The sequence below is a fragment of the Pseudomonas marginalis genome (assembly GCF_008692035.1).
GTDB classification, from domain to species: Bacteria; Pseudomonadota; Gammaproteobacteria; order Pseudomonadales; family Pseudomonadaceae; genus Aquipseudomonas; species Aquipseudomonas marginalis.
In genome coordinates this window covers 1,645,995-1,663,984 of sequence record NZ_VTFG01000002.1, presented here as the reverse complement: position 1 = coordinate 1,663,984, position 17,990 = coordinate 1,645,995, and the positions used below count along the sequence as shown (strand labels likewise).

General features: G+C 62.4%; 18 protein-coding genes. 6 read left to right on the top strand and 12 right to left on the bottom strand.

The window, feature by feature from the left end:
* Positions 1-39 precede the first annotated feature (39 nt).
* The 5 genes from FX984_RS27955 to FX984_RS27935 all read right to left on the bottom strand — a co-directional run bounded on the left by FX984_RS27955 (position 40) and on the right by FX984_RS27935 (position 4,073).
* Complete coding sequence (locus tag FX984_RS27955) at positions 40-2,109, bottom strand: TonB-dependent copper receptor (RefSeq protein ID WP_146478274.1); 2,070 nt, start codon at positions 2,107-2,109, stop codon at positions 40-42.
* Between the two features lie 93 nt (positions 2,110-2,202).
* Positions 2,203-2,604: a DUF2946 domain-containing protein gene (locus FX984_RS27950; RefSeq protein ID WP_027607740.1), complete on the bottom strand. Its 402-nt coding sequence runs from the start codon at positions 2,602-2,604 to the stop codon at positions 2,203-2,205.
* A gap of 11 nt (positions 2,605-2,615) precedes the next feature.
* Positions 2,616-3,098 (bottom strand): copper chaperone PCu(A)C, encoded by a 483-nt coding sequence (locus tag FX984_RS27945; protein WP_027607741.1) that lies wholly within the window; start codon positions 3,096-3,098, stop codon positions 2,616-2,618.
* 47 nt (positions 3,099-3,145) lie between these two features.
* Positions 3,146-3,541 carry a DUF2946 domain-containing protein gene (locus FX984_RS27940; protein ID WP_098480458.1) on the bottom strand — a complete coding sequence of 132 codons (396 nt, stop codon included), beginning with the start codon at positions 3,539-3,541 and terminating at the stop codon, positions 3,146-3,148.
* Between the two features lie 175 nt (positions 3,542-3,716).
* A complete protein-coding gene (locus tag FX984_RS27935; protein WP_154905406.1) occupies positions 3,717-4,073 on the bottom strand; it encodes a helix-turn-helix domain-containing protein in 357 nt (118 codons plus the stop codon).
* Positions 4,074-4,516: 443 nt separating this feature from the next.
* Between FX984_RS27935 and FX984_RS27930 the strand changes: the two genes are divergently transcribed.
* Positions 4,517-4,768, top strand: coding sequence for a DUF6124 family protein (locus tag FX984_RS27930; RefSeq protein WP_027607743.1), 252 nt, complete (start codon positions 4,517-4,519; stop codon positions 4,766-4,768).
* Positions 4,769-4,826: 58 nt separating this feature from the next.
* On the opposite strand, the gene FX984_RS27925 is transcribed toward FX984_RS27930, so the two are convergent.
* From FX984_RS27925 to cbiE, 4 genes are all read right to left on the bottom strand, one after another.
* Entirely contained in the window at positions 4,827-5,315 is a 489-nt protein-coding gene (locus tag FX984_RS27925; RefSeq protein ID WP_027607744.1) for a PIN domain-containing protein, read from the bottom strand.
* The gene (locus FX984_RS27920) at positions 5,312-5,590 is read right to left on the bottom strand and encodes a hypothetical protein (RefSeq protein ID WP_065925573.1); all 279 of its coding nucleotides are present in this window, start codon (positions 5,588-5,590) and stop codon (positions 5,312-5,314) included. Before FX984_RS27920 ends, FX984_RS27925 begins: the two co-directional genes overlap by 4 nt.
* A 127-nt stretch (positions 5,591-5,717) precedes the next feature.
* Entirely contained in the window at positions 5,718-6,443 is a 726-nt protein-coding gene (locus tag FX984_RS27915) for a cobalt-precorrin-6A reductase (RefSeq protein ID WP_146478273.1), read from the bottom strand.
* Positions 6,440-7,645, bottom strand: coding sequence for a precorrin-6y C5,15-methyltransferase (decarboxylating) subunit CbiE (gene cbiE / locus FX984_RS27910; protein ID WP_146478271.1), 1,206 nt, complete (start codon positions 7,643-7,645; stop codon positions 6,440-6,442). The genes FX984_RS27915 and cbiE overlap by 4 nt, the downstream gene beginning before the upstream one ends.
* Before the next feature lie 38 nt (positions 7,646-7,683).
* On the opposite strand from cbiE, the gene cobG reads away from it, so the two are divergent.
* From cobG to FX984_RS27885, 5 genes are all read left to right on the top strand, one after another.
* Positions 7,684-9,030: a precorrin-3B synthase gene (gene cobG / locus FX984_RS27905; RefSeq protein ID WP_146478269.1), complete on the top strand. Its 1,347-nt coding sequence runs from the start codon at positions 7,684-7,686 to the stop codon at positions 9,028-9,030.
* Positions 9,023-9,649 carry a precorrin-8X methylmutase gene (locus tag FX984_RS27900; protein WP_027607749.1) on the top strand — a complete coding sequence of 209 codons (627 nt, stop codon included), beginning with the start codon at positions 9,023-9,025 and terminating at the stop codon, positions 9,647-9,649. Before cobG ends, FX984_RS27900 begins: the two co-directional genes overlap by 8 nt.
* Positions 9,649-10,380, top strand: a complete 732-nt coding sequence (locus tag FX984_RS27895; protein ID WP_027607750.1) for a precorrin-2 C(20)-methyltransferase — start codon at positions 9,649-9,651, stop codon at positions 10,378-10,380. The genes FX984_RS27900 and FX984_RS27895 overlap by 1 nt, the downstream gene beginning before the upstream one ends.
* The gene (cobJ, locus tag FX984_RS27890; protein ID WP_098480451.1) at positions 10,380-12,017 is read left to right on the top strand and encodes a precorrin-3B C(17)-methyltransferase; all 1,638 of its coding nucleotides are present in this window, start codon (positions 10,380-10,382) and stop codon (positions 12,015-12,017) included. The genes FX984_RS27895 and cobJ overlap by 1 nt, the downstream gene beginning before the upstream one ends.
* Positions 12,018-12,254: 237 nt before the next feature.
* A complete protein-coding gene (locus tag FX984_RS27885; protein WP_027607752.1) occupies positions 12,255-13,034 on the top strand; it encodes a hypothetical protein in 780 nt (259 codons plus the stop codon).
* Here FX984_RS27885 and FX984_RS27880 read toward each other — a convergent pair.
* The 3 genes from FX984_RS27880 to purD form a co-directional block, all read right to left on the bottom strand.
* Entirely contained in the window at positions 13,031-13,627 is a 597-nt protein-coding gene (locus FX984_RS27880; protein ID WP_003217330.1) for a MarC family protein, read from the bottom strand. The two genes, FX984_RS27885 and FX984_RS27880, sit on opposite strands and share 4 nt — an antisense overlap.
* Before the next feature lie 148 nt (positions 13,628-13,775).
* Positions 13,776-16,547, bottom strand: a complete 2,772-nt coding sequence (locus FX984_RS27875) for a hybrid sensor histidine kinase/response regulator (RefSeq protein ID WP_027607753.1) — start codon at positions 16,545-16,547, stop codon at positions 13,776-13,778.
* Positions 16,548-16,649: 102 nt separating this feature from the next.
* Complete coding sequence (gene purD / locus FX984_RS27870) at positions 16,650-17,942, bottom strand: phosphoribosylamine--glycine ligase (RefSeq protein ID WP_027607754.1); 1,293 nt, start codon at positions 17,940-17,942, stop codon at positions 16,650-16,652.
* Positions 17,943-17,990 lie beyond the last annotated feature (48 nt).

The following is a 17,990-nucleotide window of genomic DNA, read 5'->3' as shown; positions in this document are numbered from 1 at the left end:
TGCATTCCAACTGTGGGAGGGGGCTTGCCCGCGATGCTTTTAGAAGCTCATGTCAACCTTGGTCCACAGGGTGCGCCCCGGCTCCTTGATGGCCTGCGGGTCGTTGGCCGGGTAGCCGAACCCGGCGTTGCCGGCCAGGTTCAGGTGCTCGGCGTAGGCTTTGCCGAACAGGTTGTCGACGCCGGTGCTGACCTTGAAATTCTTGTTGATGCGATAGGCGCCATTGACCGAGAACACGCCAAAACCGCCGCTCTTGTCGTAGTCCTTGCCGACCACATTGCCCTTGTTCTGGTCGATGCGGTTCTGCGCCGCCACTACCCGCCACAACGCGCCGGCACTCCAGTCGTCTTCGCTGTAGGTCAGGCCGAAGCGTGCATCCAACGGTGGCATTTGCGGCAGGGCCTTGCCGTCGCTGCTGTTCTTGCCCCAGGCGTAGGCGAGGGTGGCATCGGCTTTCCAGTTCTGCGTCAGTTTGTAGGCCGCGCCGAGTTCACCTCCCATGATGCGCGCGTCCACATTGCGCGCCTGGGAGGTGGTGCCCATCATCCCCGCCCGGTAGTCGAACAGGATGAAGTCACGCACCTGGCCGACGTAGCCCGAGGCCCAGGCTTCGAGGTTGTCGGCTTTGTACTGCGCGCCGACGTCGAGCTGGGTGGTTTTCTCCGGCTTCACGCCGTCGAAGGCGTTGACCGAACCGACTGCGCCGGTGTTGGGCGAGAACAGCTCCCAGTAATCCGGGAAGCGCTCCGAGTGGCCCAGGCCGGCATAGAGGGTGGTCGGGCTGTCGGCCAGGTCGTGCTCATAGCGCACAAAACCCGAGGGCAACGTATCGGCGCGGATGTCGTCGGCGGTCGGGTTGGCGCGTGCACTCATCCCGGAGCCGGTGGTTTGCCGGAAGTCCTTGGCCGAGGCGCGGTCCAGGCGCGCGCCGGTGATCAGGCGGTCACGGTCGGCGGCGTACCACGTCAGTTCGCCGAATACGCCGTAGTTGTGGAAGTTGGCGTCCTTGACCTTGGGCAAATCCTTGTAGGTGTCGATGCCCATGCTGCTGCGTTGGCGGTGTTCGTTGGTCTGCGCATCCAGGCCGCTGATCAGTTGTACATCGGCCCAGCGCCAGGTGGCCTTGATGCGCGCGCCGAGGGTGCGGCGGTCGACGTTGGAGGCCATGGGCCCGGCCATCATCCCGGTGCCTGAGGGTGTGCGCAGGCTGTAGTTGTCCATCACGTGGTCGGCGTAGTTGTAGTAGATCTGGGCTTCGACCTTATCCAGCACTTCGCCGATATTCGATTTCTCGAAGCGCAGGCCCAGGCTTTCGCGCAGGAACTGCGAACCGTCCATACCGCGCCCGGCGTAACGCGCTTCGCCGTCGCCACGGCCGGCGGTGAGCTCCAGCAGGGTGTCGGCATCCGGGGTGAAGCCGACGGCGACGTCGCCATTCCATTTGTCGTAGCGCGAGGCGACGGTGTCGTTGTTGCCGTCCTTGTAGTCATCGGCATGGGCCTGGTTGCCGATCACCCGCACATAGCCCAGCGGCCCACCGGCGGCGGCATCGATGACCTTGTCGAAGCGCCCGTTGGAGCCGGCCAGCACACTCGCGTTGAGCCGCGTGCCGAGTTCACCGAAGTGTTCCGGTTCGCGCTCGAACAGGATGGTGCCGGCTGAAGCACCGGGGCCCCAGAGTACGGTCTGCGGGCCTTTGATCACGGTGAGCTTGTCGTAGGTTTCCGGCGAAATGTAGGAGGTCGGCGCATCCATCCTGCCGGGGCAGGCGCCGAGCATCATGCTGCCGTTGGTGAGGATGTTCAGGCGCGAGCCGAACATGCCGCGCAGCACCGGGTCGCCATTGGTGCCGCCGTTGCGTACCAGGGCGAAGCCGGGGATGGTCTTGAGGTAGTCGCCGCCGTCGCTGGCGGGCACCGGTTGGCGTGGGTCCTTGGGGTTGGTGACCACGGTCAGCGGCGAGCTGGGCGCAATGGCGGTGATCACCGTGGGCGTCAGCTCATGCTCGGCATGTTCATCGGCCTGGGCGTGGGGAACGAGCAGGGCGCCGCATAGGGCAGCGAGCACAGAGGTGCTTCCCAAACGGGAGTCAGCAGTAAACCTGGACATGACAAATTCCATCAATCAATCGTAAACAACACGGCCAGCAGCCTGCGGCTGTCTGTCTAAAGTCGGCCGGGGTGAAGTAACGGTGTCAGGTGCTTACGAGGCGATGGGCGGGGCGCGGCTGCGGGCGCCGGGGAAGATGCTCTGCCGGGCATGGCCCAGGCGCGGTGCGGGGGTAAGGGCATTGGCCGGCGGCGGGGTACCGATGGCCGTGAATGACACGCTGCCGGGCAGGGCCGGGCAACTGTAGAGCAAGTCGCAATAGCCGCACTTGGACCAGAGCGCGTGGTGTTCGTCAGGGGCTTTCTTGTGATGGACGTCGCCGTGGTCGCCGGGCATGTCCATGGACATGTTCATCGACATACCGGCGTGATGATCCATCGGCATCGCTTGGGAAATCAGCGGACCGATAAAGATCATCAGCATGGCGAACAGGCTGATCCAACTGCCGCGCTTCACGCGGCGGTGTGGGGATAGCCTGGCGCGAGGGGCGCCCATCTGGAGTCAGTCTATTGAGGGTGCTTGTGCGCGTGGCCGGCCATCGGCGGTACTTTCTGTACCGACACTTCCACCTCGACCTTGCCGGCTTTTTCAAAGGTCAGGGTCAGCGGGAATTGCTTGCCATCGGCCAGCAGGCTGCGGTCCTTGAGGCCCAGCAACATGACGTGATACGCCATGGGCGCGAAGGTCAGGTCACCCTTGGCCGGTACGGCAACGCTGGGGACTTGCTGCATCTTCATCAAGTCGCCCTGCATCACATGCTCATGCAGCTCGGCCTTGTCGGCCACTGGTGTGTCGACACTGAGCAGGCGGTCCGGGGTAGCGCCGGTGTTATGAATCACGAAATACGCGGCGACGGTGGGCGCGTTGGGCGGCAATTCCTGGGACCAGGGATCGCTGACCAGCAGGTCGCCGGCCTTGTAGTCTTCGGCATTGGCAGCACTGAACACCGGCAGCAGCAACGCAGCCAGAAGCAGGGAAGATTTAAGCATGGCAGTTCTCCAGAACGGTTCTAAACGCAGTTCACTTGCGAAGAAGATCAGGACGTTGGAGAGGCGCGGGGGTTAAGGCTCGGCCATTGCTGGCGCGGGGTGGGGGTTTGCAATGGGGTGTGTGGTTGACGCTGTACCGTCTCGAATCGCGTGAGATACAACTGCGGCACATGCCCCGGCAACGCCACCAACGGCGCCGAGCCCGAGCAACACCAGCAATGCTGCATGGTGGAATGATCGTCCGGCTGCGGCGCCGGAATCTCCAGCTTGCCCAGGGCAATGGTCTTCATGCTGGCGCCATTGGACGAACAGAAACTGCCCCACAGCAATTGCTGCACGGGGTCCTTGGATTGTTGCATCGCGCTGGCCATTGGCATGGCAAAGGCGTTGAACAGCACTGCAAGGCAGGCGATCCAGGCAATTGCAAAGCGTTGACGGGCCATGGCGGACAATCCGTAGGGTTAAACGATCAGGCGGGTATTTAGCCTGATCGGGGGGGATAAGTAAAAAGTGGTGGTGTGGTTTGGTGTCGCAGTGCTGGGTTTGAGGATAGACGGGGAATCGAGAGGATGCCGATCTTCAAGTCAACGCCCCTCCCACATTTTGGATTGTGTGTGGCTATTGCTTCGCGTTGAGCCTGCGAGTCGCGCGGGCAATGTCGGCTCGCGCCACCTTGATCAATGAGCCATCGCCTGGGTCTTCTTCGATACAGGCTTCAAGGAAAGCATCCATCTCTTCTTGTTTGTGGAGATGGTCAGCAGCGTCGAAAACTGTGAACGTCGTCTTTCTGTCAGATAGGTATTGGGCTTTTTCCAGCCATTGGTTTAATCGAGCTGCGACTTCGGGTTCATCCAATTTTAGTTCGTCGGCCTCAAGGCTTAGCGCGTGCGCGAACTCTGGGTTCGCGATTATGTGCTCGATAATTGTGCTTTCAGCAGGTCGAGTCAGGTGCTGCGTACGGGGTTTGTTAGTCATGTGAACCTCATGTTTACGCCGTAGGACAAAGCGTCGAGGATCATCGCCAAGGGTATGCGGTTCTAGGTAGTCAGCGGGTTCCGTTACGCATGTAGGTAAATTCTCCTTGATCCGCCGCGCAGCCCGAATATGAGGTCGTTCCACAGAAACTTCCGACAACTCTTTGAGGTTGCCGGTAGGAAACTCAATCTCTAGTCTTCGTACACCGCTGCAAATGCCGCGGACGGGCGTCGCGGCCCGACTTCCTAAGAGCAAAAGCGCTATCGTCTGCTTTCAGTTGATGCTTTTTTATCGTCTACTGTGCGGCGCTATGGCGGCTGTGCGCGGGATACCTTTGGGTATGCCGGGTTGCCTCGGGACCGGTCCGCGAACCTGCGTACAGCTGCCACCCTATCGCGTCGCGGCGAATCAGTGGCAGCTCCACATTCCTGAGGAGCTTCACAATGATCAAACCCACCCCCAATCCCCCCGTCCGGCTGTTCACCGTGGCCGATGGCATCAGCACCGAAGACCTGTTGGTCAACCTCAGCGAAACACTTGCCTCGGCCAACGCGCTGAGTTGCGACCTTGCCTTTAACCTGGAAGGCGCACCACGCGAGGAATTACTGGGCGTTGCGCAGTTGATCGAGCTGGCACAATTGCTCGCTGACAGGGTGCACGAAGGAGCAGGGCAGGCAACCGCCGCGAGTAGTTAACAAGTTCGATGAGCGATCGTTCCTGCGCATATGTGTGGGAATGATCGTGTGGCAGGTCTTAGACCTCCCAGCTGGCTTCCCGTATATGATTGAAGTTGACGACATCTACGCAGTGCTGATGAGCAAACCCAGCGACTCTGAGATCGTCAGTCAAAACCAGATAGTTATCTTTTGCTGCGGCAACAATGCCAACGTCGGTAAGGCCGTAGGGTGAAAGCTCATAATCGCGACTTATATCCAAGGCTGGATGATGGACCTCGATTATTGTTGATAGTGAGTTTTTTAATGTTGCATAAAAATCGCGCAGCTTGTTTCCATGAAGTCCATTTGTCAGGTTGCTGACTTCAGCGAGAATGTGAGGGGTTGAAACAAGTTTTTCGAACTGGTCAATCACTTTGAGCAAAAGTTGATAGTCTGCATCGCTGTAGCCGCGTGTTCTCTTGAACTCCACGATGCTGGACGTTCCTCCTATCAGTGCCAGAAGCAGCAAGTTAGTATCAACGATGATTCCTTTTCTTCGGTATTGCTTGATGTAGGCTTCGATCATACTTCGCGAATCTTCATGGAGCGGAACTCGCCAGTCTCCGAGTCGATGATGAATGTTTTGTATTTTCTTGCATGCATTTGTCCGGCTAAAGATGCGCCTAGCCTTTCATAGTTATTAGGGTTGGGGACATTGAAGCCCAGTGTTATTGCCCAGGTTTTATTGTCTGGGTCTAACTCTACTTCCTCAAGCATCAGGTCTTGTAGTGCTGTTTCTTGCCCGAGAAAGTCGTTTGCGACCGCCTTGGCGACTTGTACGGCTTCTTTAACTTCTATCATGTCAGCTCCTGAATACCGTTGGGCCTGGCTTGAACTGTTCCTGGAGTTTAGCACTTCGTGTTGTGGGTTCATCGCCGTCCCTTGAGGTAACAAAAAGATTGGATAGAGGGTGGCGGATGATCCTGATCTATCGAATGAAATCTGCCAACGAATCGATTGTTTCTGCGGGCGACAAAAGCTCCCGATCCACCGCCGCCAACACCGGCCGCTTCAACACCAACACCGGCACCCCCCGTTCCCGCGCCACTTCCAGCTTCGGCTCGGTGGCGGTGCTGCCACTGTTCTTGCTGATCAGCACATCAATCCCACGCCGTTCAAACAACGCGCGTTCATCTTCGATCAGAAACGGTCCGCGCGCGCCGATCACTTCACAGCGATCATTCCCCGGATACACATCCAGCGCGCGCAACGTCCAGAACTGCTCGGCGGGGATTTCGTCGAGATGCTGCAATGGCTCGCGGCCCAAGGTGAACAGCGGACGCTTGAAGGGTTTCAAGGCGTCGATCAACTCAGCCCAGTCATTGACCTCCCGCCAGTCATCGCCGGCCTGCGGCTGCCACGCCGGGCGACGCAATGCCCAACACTGCACACCGCCCAACCGTGCAGCCTCGGCGGCATTGCGGCTGATCTGCGCCGCATACGGATGGGTCGCGTCGAGGATCAGGCTGATCTGTTCATCGCGAACAAACTGCGCCAAGCCTTCGGCGCCGCCATAACCGCCGACACGCACCTGGCAGGTAAGATCGGTAGGCACACGCCCCACACCCGCCAGGCTGTAGATATGCGCCGGCCCCAAGGTGCGCGCGATAGCCAGCGCTTCGGTCACACCGCCCAGCAGCAGGATGCGTTTCATCGCGGCTTGACCACTTCCAGCAGGGTGATTGGAAGCGCCTGGCGCCACGTATCGAACTCACCCAGTGGCTGGGCCTGAGCGACGTGGATGCGCGTCAGTTCGCCGCCATGCGCCGCGCGCCAGTTCATCAAGGTCATTTCGCTTTGCAGGGTGACGGCATTGGCCACCAACCGACCCCCGGGGCGCAGGTGTTGCCAGCAGGTGTCGAGCACGCCGTCGCGGGTGACGCCGCCGCCGATGAAGATGGCGTCGGGAGCTGTAAGGCCGTGCAACGCTTCCGGGGCTTTGCCACGAATCAACTGCAAACCGGGCACGCCGAGGGCGTCGCGATTGTGTTCAATAAGGCCCTGTCGGCCTTCGTCTGCTTCAATTGCCAATGCTCGGCAGCTCGGATGGGCGCGCATCCATTCGATACCGATGGAGCCGCTGCCCGCACCCACGTCCCACAGCAGTTCGCCGGGCATCGGGGCGAGGCGGGCGAGGGTCATGGCGCGCACATCGCGTTTGGTCAGTTGGCCGTCGTGCCGGAAGGCGGAATCGGGCAAGCCAGCGAGGCGCGACAGACGTGGTGTGTCGCTGGAGGCCACGCAGTCGATGGCGACCAGGTTCAAATCGGCGACACAGGCGTGCTGCCAATCCTCAGCCAAACCGTCGATGCGCCGCTCATTTGCGCTGCCCAGGTGTTCAAATACTGTCAATCGGCTGGGCCCAAACCCGGATTCAGCCAACAACGAAGCAATCAACGCAGGACTGCCGCCGTCATTACTCAGTACCAATATACGCACACCTGTGGCCAGATGCGCATTGATCGCCGCCACTGGCCGGGCCACTACGGACAGCGTCACCACCTCCTGCAACGGCCAGCCCAGCCGCGCCGCCGCCAACGACACCGACGACGGCGCCGGCAAAATCAGCAGTTCTTCAGCCGCCACCTGTCGCGCCAGGCTGGCCCCTACGCCATAAAACATCGGGTCACCACTGGCCAGCACGCACACAGGCTCGCCACGCCGCGCCAGTACCGGTTCCAGGGAGAACGGGCTCGGCCACACCTGGCGCTCACCGCGAATACACACCGGCAACAGGTCCAACTGGCGCTGACTACCTATAATCCGCGAAGCGCGCAACAGGGCATGCCGGGCATTCCTGCCCAGCCCCTTGAAGCCGTCTTCACCGATGCCTACAACCGTCAGCCAGGGCGACATATCAATTCCTTGAGCGACATCCGACGGGCAGGCTTTTCATGCCGCCGGACAAAGCAGGCATAATACCGCGCCTTTACCCGTCAACCGGTAGCCCCGTGAACCCAACGCCCGCTGTGAATACCTTGCGCCCCTCGGCTTGTCCGGGGTTGCTGCGTATCGTCCAGGCGCTGGATGGCGGCATCTGCCGGATCAAACTGGCCGGTGGCTCGATCAGCGCCGCCCAGGCCTGTGCCGTGGCGGACGCGGCCCAGGCCTATGCGGGCGGGGTGATCGAGGCGACCAACCGCGCCAACCTGCAGATACGTGGGATCGGTGCCGAGCAAGACGCCTTGATCGCCATGCTGCTGGCCGCCGATCTGGGCCCGAGTAACGCCGCTGGCGATGACGTGCGCAACCTGATGCTCAGCCCCAGCGCCGGTATCGACCCGCAGATGCTGTTCGACACCCGGCCGCTGGCCGAGCAGATCCTCGCCAGCCTGCAAAACCGTCCGCGTTTCCATGAGCTGTCGGCCAAGTTCGCCGTGCAACTGGATGGCGGCGAGGCCCTGGCGATGCTCGAGCATCATCATGATCTGTGGCTGTCGGCGTTCGTACGCAATGGCGAGACGCTCCTTGCGTTCGGCCTGGCGGGTTGTCCAGGGCGGGATGCGCCGTTGGCCGCCGTGCCGTTGGCACAGGGCCATGGGTTGGTGGTGGCGGTGCTGGAGGCGTTTCTTGACCTCGCCACCCCGGAACAAACCCGCATGCGCCACCTGGCTGTGGATAAGTTGCTGAGCCGCCTCAGCCTGCCGCTGCTGCCGGCCGATGGCTTCAAACGCCCGCCCAGCGGCGCTTTGCTGCACCTCGGGAGTTATCCACAGGCTCAAAGCAATCAATTCTACGTCGCGGCCATCGCACCCTTGGGGCGCCTGGATTCGACGATGCTCACAGGCGTGGCGCAGCTCGCCAGCGAATATGGCGACGGCACCGTGCGCTTCACCCCCTGGCAAGGTGTGTTACTGCCCAACGTCGAAAAACCTCACGCCGTGACCCAACGCCTGGCGCAACTGGGTTTCCTCTGCACCGTCGACCAACCCTTGGCCCGCGTGATCGCCTGCACCGGTTCCAGCGGCTGCGCCAAAGCCCTCGCCGACACCAAGGCCGACGCCGTGCACTTGGCCGCGCTGCATCCCGGCCATGACGTGCACCTGTCCGGCTGCTCGCGTTCCTGCGCCGCCGCACATATCGCGCCGGTCACCTTGCTGGCGGTGAGCCCCGGCCACTACGACCTGTATTTTCGCGATGCAGCCCACCCCGGTTTCGGCCGGCTGCACGCACGCACCCTTTCCATTGAAGCGGCGGGCGCCTTGCTGCGCGCTCACCCACGGAGCAACACCGATGATTGATTACATCCGCGACGGTCAGGAGATCTATCGCAACTCCTTCGCCATTATTCGCGCGGAAGCCAAGTTGGAGCGTATCCCGGCCGACCTGGAGAAACTCGCGGTGCGGGTGATCCATGCCTGCGGCATGGTCGAGGCCATCGATGGCCTGCAGTTCTCCACCGGTGCGGGCAAGGCCGGGCGCGATGCGCTGGCCGCTGGTGCGCCGATTCTGTGTGATGCGCGGATGGTCTCCGAAGGCGTGACCCGTGCGCGCCTGCCGGCCAACAACCCGGTGATCTGCACCCTGCGCGACGACAGCGTGCCGGAGTTGGCGCGGGAGCTGGGCAATACCCGTTCCGCTGCGGCCCTGGAGCTGTGGCGTCCGCACCTGGAAGGCAGCGTGGTGGTGATCGGCAATGCGCCGACGGCGTTGTTCTACCTGCTGGAAATGCTCGACGCGGGTGCACCAAAACCGGCGTTGATCCTCGGCTTCCCGGTCGGGTTTGTCGGCGCGGCCGAATCCAAGGCGATGCTGGCAGCGGACAGCCGCGGCGTACCGTTCGTGATCATGCAGGGCCGCCTGGGCGGCAGTGCCATGGCCGCCGCGGCGGTGAATGCGCTCGCCACGGAGGTCGAATAATGCCGGCACGCGGACGTTTGATCGGCCTGGGCGTCGGCCCCGGCGACCCGGAACTGATTACCCTCAAGGCCCTGCGCCTGCTGCGCGAATCGCCGGTGGTGGCGTATTTCGTGGCCAAGGGCAAGAAGGGTAACGCCTTCGGCATCATCGAAGACCACCTGGTGCCACAGCAAACCCTGATGCCGCTGGTGTACCCGGTGACCACCGAAGCGCTGCCGGCGCCGTTGTCCTATGAACAAGTGATCAGCGACTTCTACGACACCGCCAGTGTCGAGGTGGCCGTGCACCTGGACGCCGGTCGCGACGTGGCGGTGATCTGTGAAGGCGACCCGTTCTTCTACGGCTCCTATATGTATTTGCATGACCGCTTGGCCGAGCGCTACGAAGCCGAGGTTATCCCCGGTGTGTGCTCGATGCTTGGCGGCGCCTCGGTGCTGGGCGCGCCGTTGGTGTATCGCAACCAGAGCCTGTCGGTGCTGTCGGGCGTATTGCCCCACGAAGACCTCAAGCGCCGCCTGGCGGATGCCGACGCGGCGGTGATCATGAAGCTGGGGCGCAACTTCCCCAAGGTGCGCCAGGTACTCGAAGAACTCGGCCTGGCCGAGCGCGCACTGTATGTGGAGCGCGCGACCATGGCCAACCAGAAAATCGTGGCGCTGGACCAGGTGGAGCCGATGTCTTCGCCGTACTTCTCGCTGATCATCGTGCCGGGTGAACGGTGGCAAGGTTGATGACCCCGGCGATTGTCATTCTGGGCCAGGGCAGCCTGGCCACCGCGCGCAGGATCCAGCAGGTTTACCCTGGGGCACTGATCCACGGCCTGGCCGGGCGGGTTGAGGGGGCGGACCAGCCTTACGGCGAATTCGGCGCGACCCTGCGTCAGCTCTACCAGCAGGGCACGCCGCTGATCGCCCTGTGTGCGGCCGGCATCGTGATCCGCACCCTGGCGCCGCTGCTGCTGGAGAAAGGCGAAGAACCCGCCGTGCTGGCCGTGGCGGAAGATGGCAGCGCCGTGGTGCCGTTGCTCGGTGGTCTTGGCGGTGTGAACGTCATGGCGCGGGACATCGCGGCAGCACTGGGTGTCGCTGCGGCGATCACCACCAGTGGCGAGCTGCGTTTCGGCACCTGCCTGCTCAACCCGCCTGCGGGTTATGAGCTGGCAGACCTGGAACTGGGCAAGCGCTTCGTGTCCGACCTGCTGGCGGGCGAAAGCGTGCGCATCGAAGGTGCGGCACCGTGGTTGGACCAGGCGAATTTGCCTCAGGACCAACAGGCGCATCTAGCCATTCACGTGGGCAGTGCCGAGCGTGTGCCTGCCGCCAACGAGTTGCTGATCTATCCAAAGACGGTGTGCGTGACCTGCAAGCCGGGTGCGCAGTTGGCCGAGCGTGTGCGCGCGGCCTTGCACGAGGCGGGTATTGCCGTGCAATCCCTGGCGTGCCTGTTGGCCAGCGATACGCAGATGGCTGACCCGTCGTTGCACGAAGCCGCGTCGGCGTTGGGCGTGCCGCTGCGCTTTGGCGGCGTTACCCAGGCTGCCGATATTGTCATCGAGGTGGCTGACCAACCGCTGGAGCTGGCCCAGGTCGGCCGCTGCCGCGGCCGCCTTGCCGTGATCGGCCTGGGCCCTGGCGCCGCCGAGCTGATGGTGCCGGCGGTCAAGGCCGAGCTGGCGCGCTGCACCGATGTGCTGGGCTATGAAACCTACGTGCGCATGGCCGGGCCGTTCCGTGACGATCAGGTACAGCATTGCACCGATAACCGCGAAGAGATGCAGCGCGCCCGCCACGCCTTCGAGCTGGCCGCCCAGGGGCGTTCGGTGGTGGTGGTGTCGTCCGGCGACCCGGGCGTCTTCGCCATGGCGGCGGCGGTGATCGAGGCGTTGCACGAGTCCGGCGATCCGGCGTGGCATCAGGTCGACCTGGAAATCCTGCCGGGGGTTTCGGCCTCCCTGGCCACTGCCGCCCAGGCCGGCGCGCCGTTGGGCCACGACTTTTGCGTGATGTCGCTGTCGGACAACCTCAAGCCCTGGTCGATCATCGAAAAGCGCCTGGACCTCGCGTCCCAGGCCGACCTGGCCCTGGCGTTCTACAACCCGATCTCGCGTTCGCGGCCTTGGCAGCTGGGGCGCGCCCTGGAAATCGTCGCGCAACACCGCAGGCCTGAGACCCCGGTGGTGCTGGGTCGCGATATCGGTCGCCCCGGCCAGACCCTGCGCGTCACCACCCTCGGGCAACTCACGCCAGACCAGGTGGACATGCGCACCATGGTGCTGGTCGGCTCATCCACTACCTGCACATTCCCTCGCGCCGGTGGCGGTGAATGGGTGTACACACCGCGCTGGTACGGTGCAAAACCCGCCTCCTGAAAACGCCTGGATGGCTGCACGAAAGCTCCGAATGACAATGGGTGATCACCTGCTGTTGCTCGGGGCTTTTTCTTTTTTGAGTGACGAAAGCCGGAAGGCCACGAGGGGCGCCCTGTCATTGCTGGGCAGCGTTTTTTGCCGCGTTCCGGCAAGCGATGTTTGTGGCATGGAAGAGCCGCCGCTGACTGGACTAGTGTGGACACAAGCCCCGAGCCGGGGTGTTTGTGGAGAACTGAAATGGAGCGACATCACAGAAGGATCAACAACACAAAACGGCGCAAGTTGATTGCGCGCTACACATTGCCGAGGGCGCGAGGTGCGCAGCCCTCATTGCCGCTCGACACGGAGGACGACTGCAACGCGGCGGTGGTCAACAACAGCGTGATTTCGTTTGCCGAGGGGCTGTCCGGGTTGAACCGGGAATACATCCGCAAAAGCTATCTGCTGGCCAGCAGCTACGTCAGCGATGTATTGAAGATCCAGCGAGGTACCGAGGCCTGGTACGACGAATTTATCAAGGTGATGATCAGCCTGGGCTGGCTGCCGGTGCGCAGCAGTTTCAAGCGGGTCTCACAGTCGGGCAAGGGCCTGACCGTGCAATTGGCGGCGCTGAATATCATCGCCACGATACTGGCGGGGGCGTCGGTTTCGGGACCGCTGGTTACGGCGCTGCCGAAACTGGCAGCCGATGCGCTGGAGGCACTGAAGCAGCAACCGAGTTCATTCGAACTGTTCAAGCGCAACAGTACGGTGCACCAGGGCGGTGATTTCGGCCTGGCATCCTGCGCCGAAACCGACGGCGAATTGATGATGGTGCTGGTGACGTACAGCACCCAAGGCGTGAACAAACAGGTGGGGCTGCCGTTTCTGGAGTGGGACAGTTCCTCGTTCGAGGCCTTCAGCGGGCAGACCTGCCTGGTGCTGAATACCTCGATGGTCAACGAAAAAACCATCCAGCTGATGCGCGAGAGCGCGGGCGACAAGGTGCAGTCGGCGATCGCCAAATACCGGATCTAAGGCACCAGGTAGCCGCGCACCCCGGTAAAGATGATTTGCGCGGCGAGGGCACACACGAACAATCCCATCAACCGACTGACAATCTGCAAGCCCTGGTCACCGAGAATCCGTTCGATACGGTTGGACAGGTACAGCACCACACCGACCGTGAGGCTGGCCAGGGCGATGCTGAGGATGGCCGTGATCTTGTCATCCCAGTGCGGTTGGCTGACGCCCATGACCAACAGCGCACCGATGGTGCCGGGGCCGACCGTGAGGGGAATGGTCAGCGGCACGATGGTCACGTCCTGCTGCACATTGTCGGTCTGCACGGCCGACTTGCCCTGGGCCATGCCCAGGGCGGAGATAAACAGCACACTGCCGGCGCCGATGCGAAAGGCATCCACGGTGATGCCGAACACGCTGAAGATCACCCGGCCGAACAGGTAGAGCAACACGCTGGACACCAGGGTCGCCAGCGCTACTTTCCAGGCCAGGCGCCGCCGCTCTTTACTCGAATAACCACGGGTCAGGCTGATAAAGCAGGACAGCACGAAGAACGGGCTGTAGAGCACCAGCATCTTCAGGTAAACGCTGAATAACACGTGGAGCATGGGGGGGGCTCGCGGGCGGGGAAAGTGTGGAGAGTCTATCAGGCGCCAGAGATCAAATGTGGGAGGGGGCTCGCCCTAATTCCAGTCAGTTACAGTGTTCGCTCTTGACTGAAGCAAGCCCCTACCCAGATTGGAATTGCATTTAAAGTCAGGACGGGGCGTGTTCAGGCCGTTGTTGACGCTGCGCCACCCAGAACTCCACCAACTCACGCAATTGTGATAACTCCACCGGCTTGGCCATGTGCCCGTCCATCCCCGCCTGGCGTGCGCGCTCTTTGTGCTCCGAGAGGATATGCGCCGTGAGCGCTACCACGGGGGTACGAATGCGCTGGTGGCTGACTTCCCACGCCCGCAGTTGCTGGGTGGCCGAGAAACCATCGAGAACCGGCATCTCACAGTCCATCAACACCAGGTCATAACGCTGGGCCTTCATCGCCTCGAGGGCTTCCTCACCGTTGCTGGCGGTATCCGGGTCGAGGTTGAGCTTGCCGAGCATGCCGCGAATCACTTTGGTGGAGATGCTGTTGTCTTCGGCCACCAGGATCCTGAAGTCGCTGGGCACGGTCACCGCCGCCGGGACGCTGAGGGGCGGACGGGGCTGCACGCCACCTTTGCTGCGTTGGGTCAACTCGTCGGCCAGGGTGGTCTTGAGGGTGTAACCGGCAACCGGCTTGGCGAGGATGCGCTTGATCCCGCAGTTACGCGCGATGATCTTGCTCGGCGCATTGCTGATGCCGGTGAGCATGATCAGCAGGATGTCGTGGTTCAGGCTCGGGTCTTCCTTGATCTTCGCCGCCAGTTGCATGCCGGTCATGCCGGGCATGTTCTGGTCCAGCAGCACCACATCGAAGTAATCGCGCAGGTGCGCCTTGGTCCGCAGCAACGCCAAGGCCTCTTTACCCGACGGCACGGCGCTGACATTCAGGCCCCAGGCCGAGCATTGCTGCACCAGCACTTTGCGGCACGTATCGTTGTCGTCCACCACCAGCACGCGCGCGCCTTTGAGCGGGCCGTCGAGGTCGGAGGTGGGGTGTTCCAGGCGTTCCGGGTCCAGCGGCAGCGTCAGCCATAGCGTGCTGCCCTGATGGCTGCCGCTCTTGATGCCGAACTCACCGTTCATCAACAGGATCAACTGGCGCGCGATCACCAGGCCCAGGTGGCCGCTCAAGCGGGTGGCCGAGAGGAAGTTCTTGCTGTGCAGCTCGCTGTGCAGCAGGGCCTCGCGTTCAGCGGCTTCCATTGGCAGGCCGCTGTCCTGCACGGCAATGCGCAGGCGCGGCTTGGTGCTGCGGTCGTCCAGGGCGACGACGATCAGCACTTCGCCTTCGTCGGTTTTGTGCAGGGCGTTTTCCAGCAGGCTCAGCAGCGCCTGGCGCAGGCGGGTCGGATCGCCGCTGATGACGCGGGGTACCTGGGGCTGGATGAAGCTGATCAACTCGACGTTCTGCTGCTCGGCCTTGGCGCGGAAGATGCTCAGGCAGTCTTCGATCAGCGCATTGAGGTCGAATTGCACGTCATCCAGCTCGATCTGCCCGGATTCGAGCTTGGAGATGTCGAGGATCTCGTTGATCAATGTCAGCAGCTCGTTACCGGCGCTGTGGATGGTTTGTACGTAGTCGCGCTGCTTCACCGACAGTGGCGTGCCCAGCAGCAGTTCGGTCATGCCCAGCACGCCGTTCATGGGGGTGCGGATTTCGTGGCTGATCTTGGCCAGGAATTCGGCCTTGGCGGCGATCTCGGCATTGCTGGCGGCCAGGTCGCGGCTGAGGCTGAAGCGGGCCTCGACAATCGCACGCTGGCGCTCGCCCAGGGCCAGGCTCATCAACAGGCCGCTCAGGCAGATGAAGGCCAGCAATGTGACGATCAAACCCTGGGGCGACACCATCGTCAGCCCCAGCAACGCCGGGAGAATGATCAGCGTACCAATGTTGAACACCACCATGCCCGCCACGAACAAGCGCGCCGGGCGATAGCCTTTCTGCCAGTGATACGCCGAGACAAACAGCATGCTCAGGCCCGCCAGGGCCACCAGCGCGTAGGTGATGATGTTCAGCGGCAGGGTACTGACGAACAACAGCAGCAGGCCGCACAGCACGATAAACAGGATGTCGGCCATCAACAGCTTGTTCAGCGGGTGCGGACCCAGGGGCATGAAGAAGCGATAGGCAAACATCAGCCCGCAGGGCGCGGTCAGCAGCAGGGCCAGGTAGGCGCCCGGGGTCTGGACCGCGTGCCAGTTCGGCAGCCATGGGCCTACCAGGTTGAGCAGCAGCGCCAGGCTGAGCATCAGCAGCAGTTCGCAGGCCGCCAGCCACAGGCTGCTGCGCGAGCGGTGGTAAGCGAAGCGCGTGAGGTTGTGCAGGATCAGCATCAGCAGGCAGCCGAACAGCAGGCCGTAGATCAATGTCTGGGTCTGGTCGGCGGCGGCCAGCACGGCCGGTTCCAGGGTGATATAGGGGCGCAGTTCGTGCTCGGAAACCAGGCGCAGGTAGACGTCGAGGGTCTGTTGGCTCTGGGGCATCGGCAGCATGAAATCGTTGCTGGGCAGCGGGCGTTCCGCCTGGGGCTGGCGGTTACCGCTGCTTTGTTGCTCGATCAGGGTGTCGCCGTCCAGCACATAGAGGCTCAGGTGCGCCAGGTCCGGGGCGAATACCCGCAGCACCTGCTCGTGCTTGCCGGGTTGCAGCTTGAAACGTACCCACAACGCACCGTCCGGTTCCGCGGCGGTAATGCGGTCCAGTTCGATGGGGCTGAATTGATTGGTGTAGCGCGAGGAGCGGATGTCGCTCAGCTGCAGGTCGGCCTGTTCATCAAGCAATACTGCCCAGCCACTGCCTTGCGCGGCGGCCTGGGCCGGGAACAGGCAGAGCAGCGTCAGCAGACTGACAGTGAAACCTATGGCGATCCTGAGCCAGCGCACGGCGAAATCCCTTCGTAGGTTGATGCACGGTTAACTATGCGCGGGGAGGCCTGTATACGGCAAGGGCCAGAAGCCCTTGCCTAACCGAACGGATAGCTAGCGTTACAGGCTTTCGCCACGTTCACGGGCAATGGCGCGGTAGCCGATGTCCGTGCGGTAGAAGCAGCCTTTCCAGTCGATTTTTGCAGCCAGCTTGTACGCCTGTTGCTGTGCGGCGTCGACGCTGGCACCCATGGCGGTGGCGCACAGCACACGGCCTCCGGCGGTCACGACCTTGCCGTCCTTGAGCGCGGTGCCCGCATGGAACACCTTGCCTTCCAGGGTAGCAGCCGCGTCCAGGCCTTCAATCACATCGCCCTTGGCGTAGTCGGCCGGGTAACCACCGGCGGCCAGCACAATGCCGACGCTCGGACGTGGATCCCACTGCGCTTCAACCTTGTCCAGGGCCTGGGCCAGCGCGGCTTCCACCAGCAGCACCAGGCTCGATTGCAGGCGCAGCATCACCGGTTGGGTTTCCGGGTCGCCGAAGCGGCAGTTGAACTCGATGACTTTCGGGTTGCCGGCTTTGTCGATCATCAGGCCGGCGTAGAGGAAACCGGTGTACACATTGCCTTCATCGGCCATGCCACGCACGGTCGGCCAGATCACCAGGTCCATCACGCGCTGGTGCACCTCGGCGGTCACCACCGGGGCAGGGGAGTAGGCACCCATGCCGCCGGTGTTCGGGCCAGTGTCGGCGTCGCCGACGCGTTTGTGGTCCTGGCTGGTGGCCATCGGCAGCACGTTCTTGCCGTCGACCATCACGATAAAGCTGGCTTCTTCGCCGTCGAGGAATTCCTCGATGACGACGCGCGAACCCGCGTCACCAAAGGCGTTACCGGCGAGCATGTCACGCACGGCGTCTTCGGCTTCCTGCAGGGTCATGGCGACGATCACGCCTTTACCGGCGGCCAGGCCGTCGGCCTTGATCACGATCGGCGCGCCTTTTTCACGCAGGTAGGCCAGGGCGGGCTCGATCTCGGTGAAGTTCTGGTAGTCGGCCGTCGGGATCTTGTGGCGCGCCAGGAAATCCTTGGTGAAGGCTTTCGAGCCTTCCAGCTGGGCCGCGCCGGCGGTTGGGCCGAAGCAATCCAGGCCGCGGCTGCGGAACAGGTCTACGACACCGGCAACCAATGGCACTTCCGGACCGACGATGGTCAGGGAGACGTTTTTCTCGGCGAAGTCGGCCAGTTGCTCAAGGGCCAGTACGTCGATGGCGACGTTTTCGCACTTGGCTTCGATGGCGGTACCGGCGTTGCCGGGGGCGACGAAGACTTTCTGGACCCGTGGGTCCTGGGCAACTTTCCAGGCCAGGGCGTGTTCACGGCCACCGCTGCCAATGATCAAAACATTCATTTCAAAAACCTCAAATTCTGTAGGCGCTGCACGAGCGCTTTAATGTGG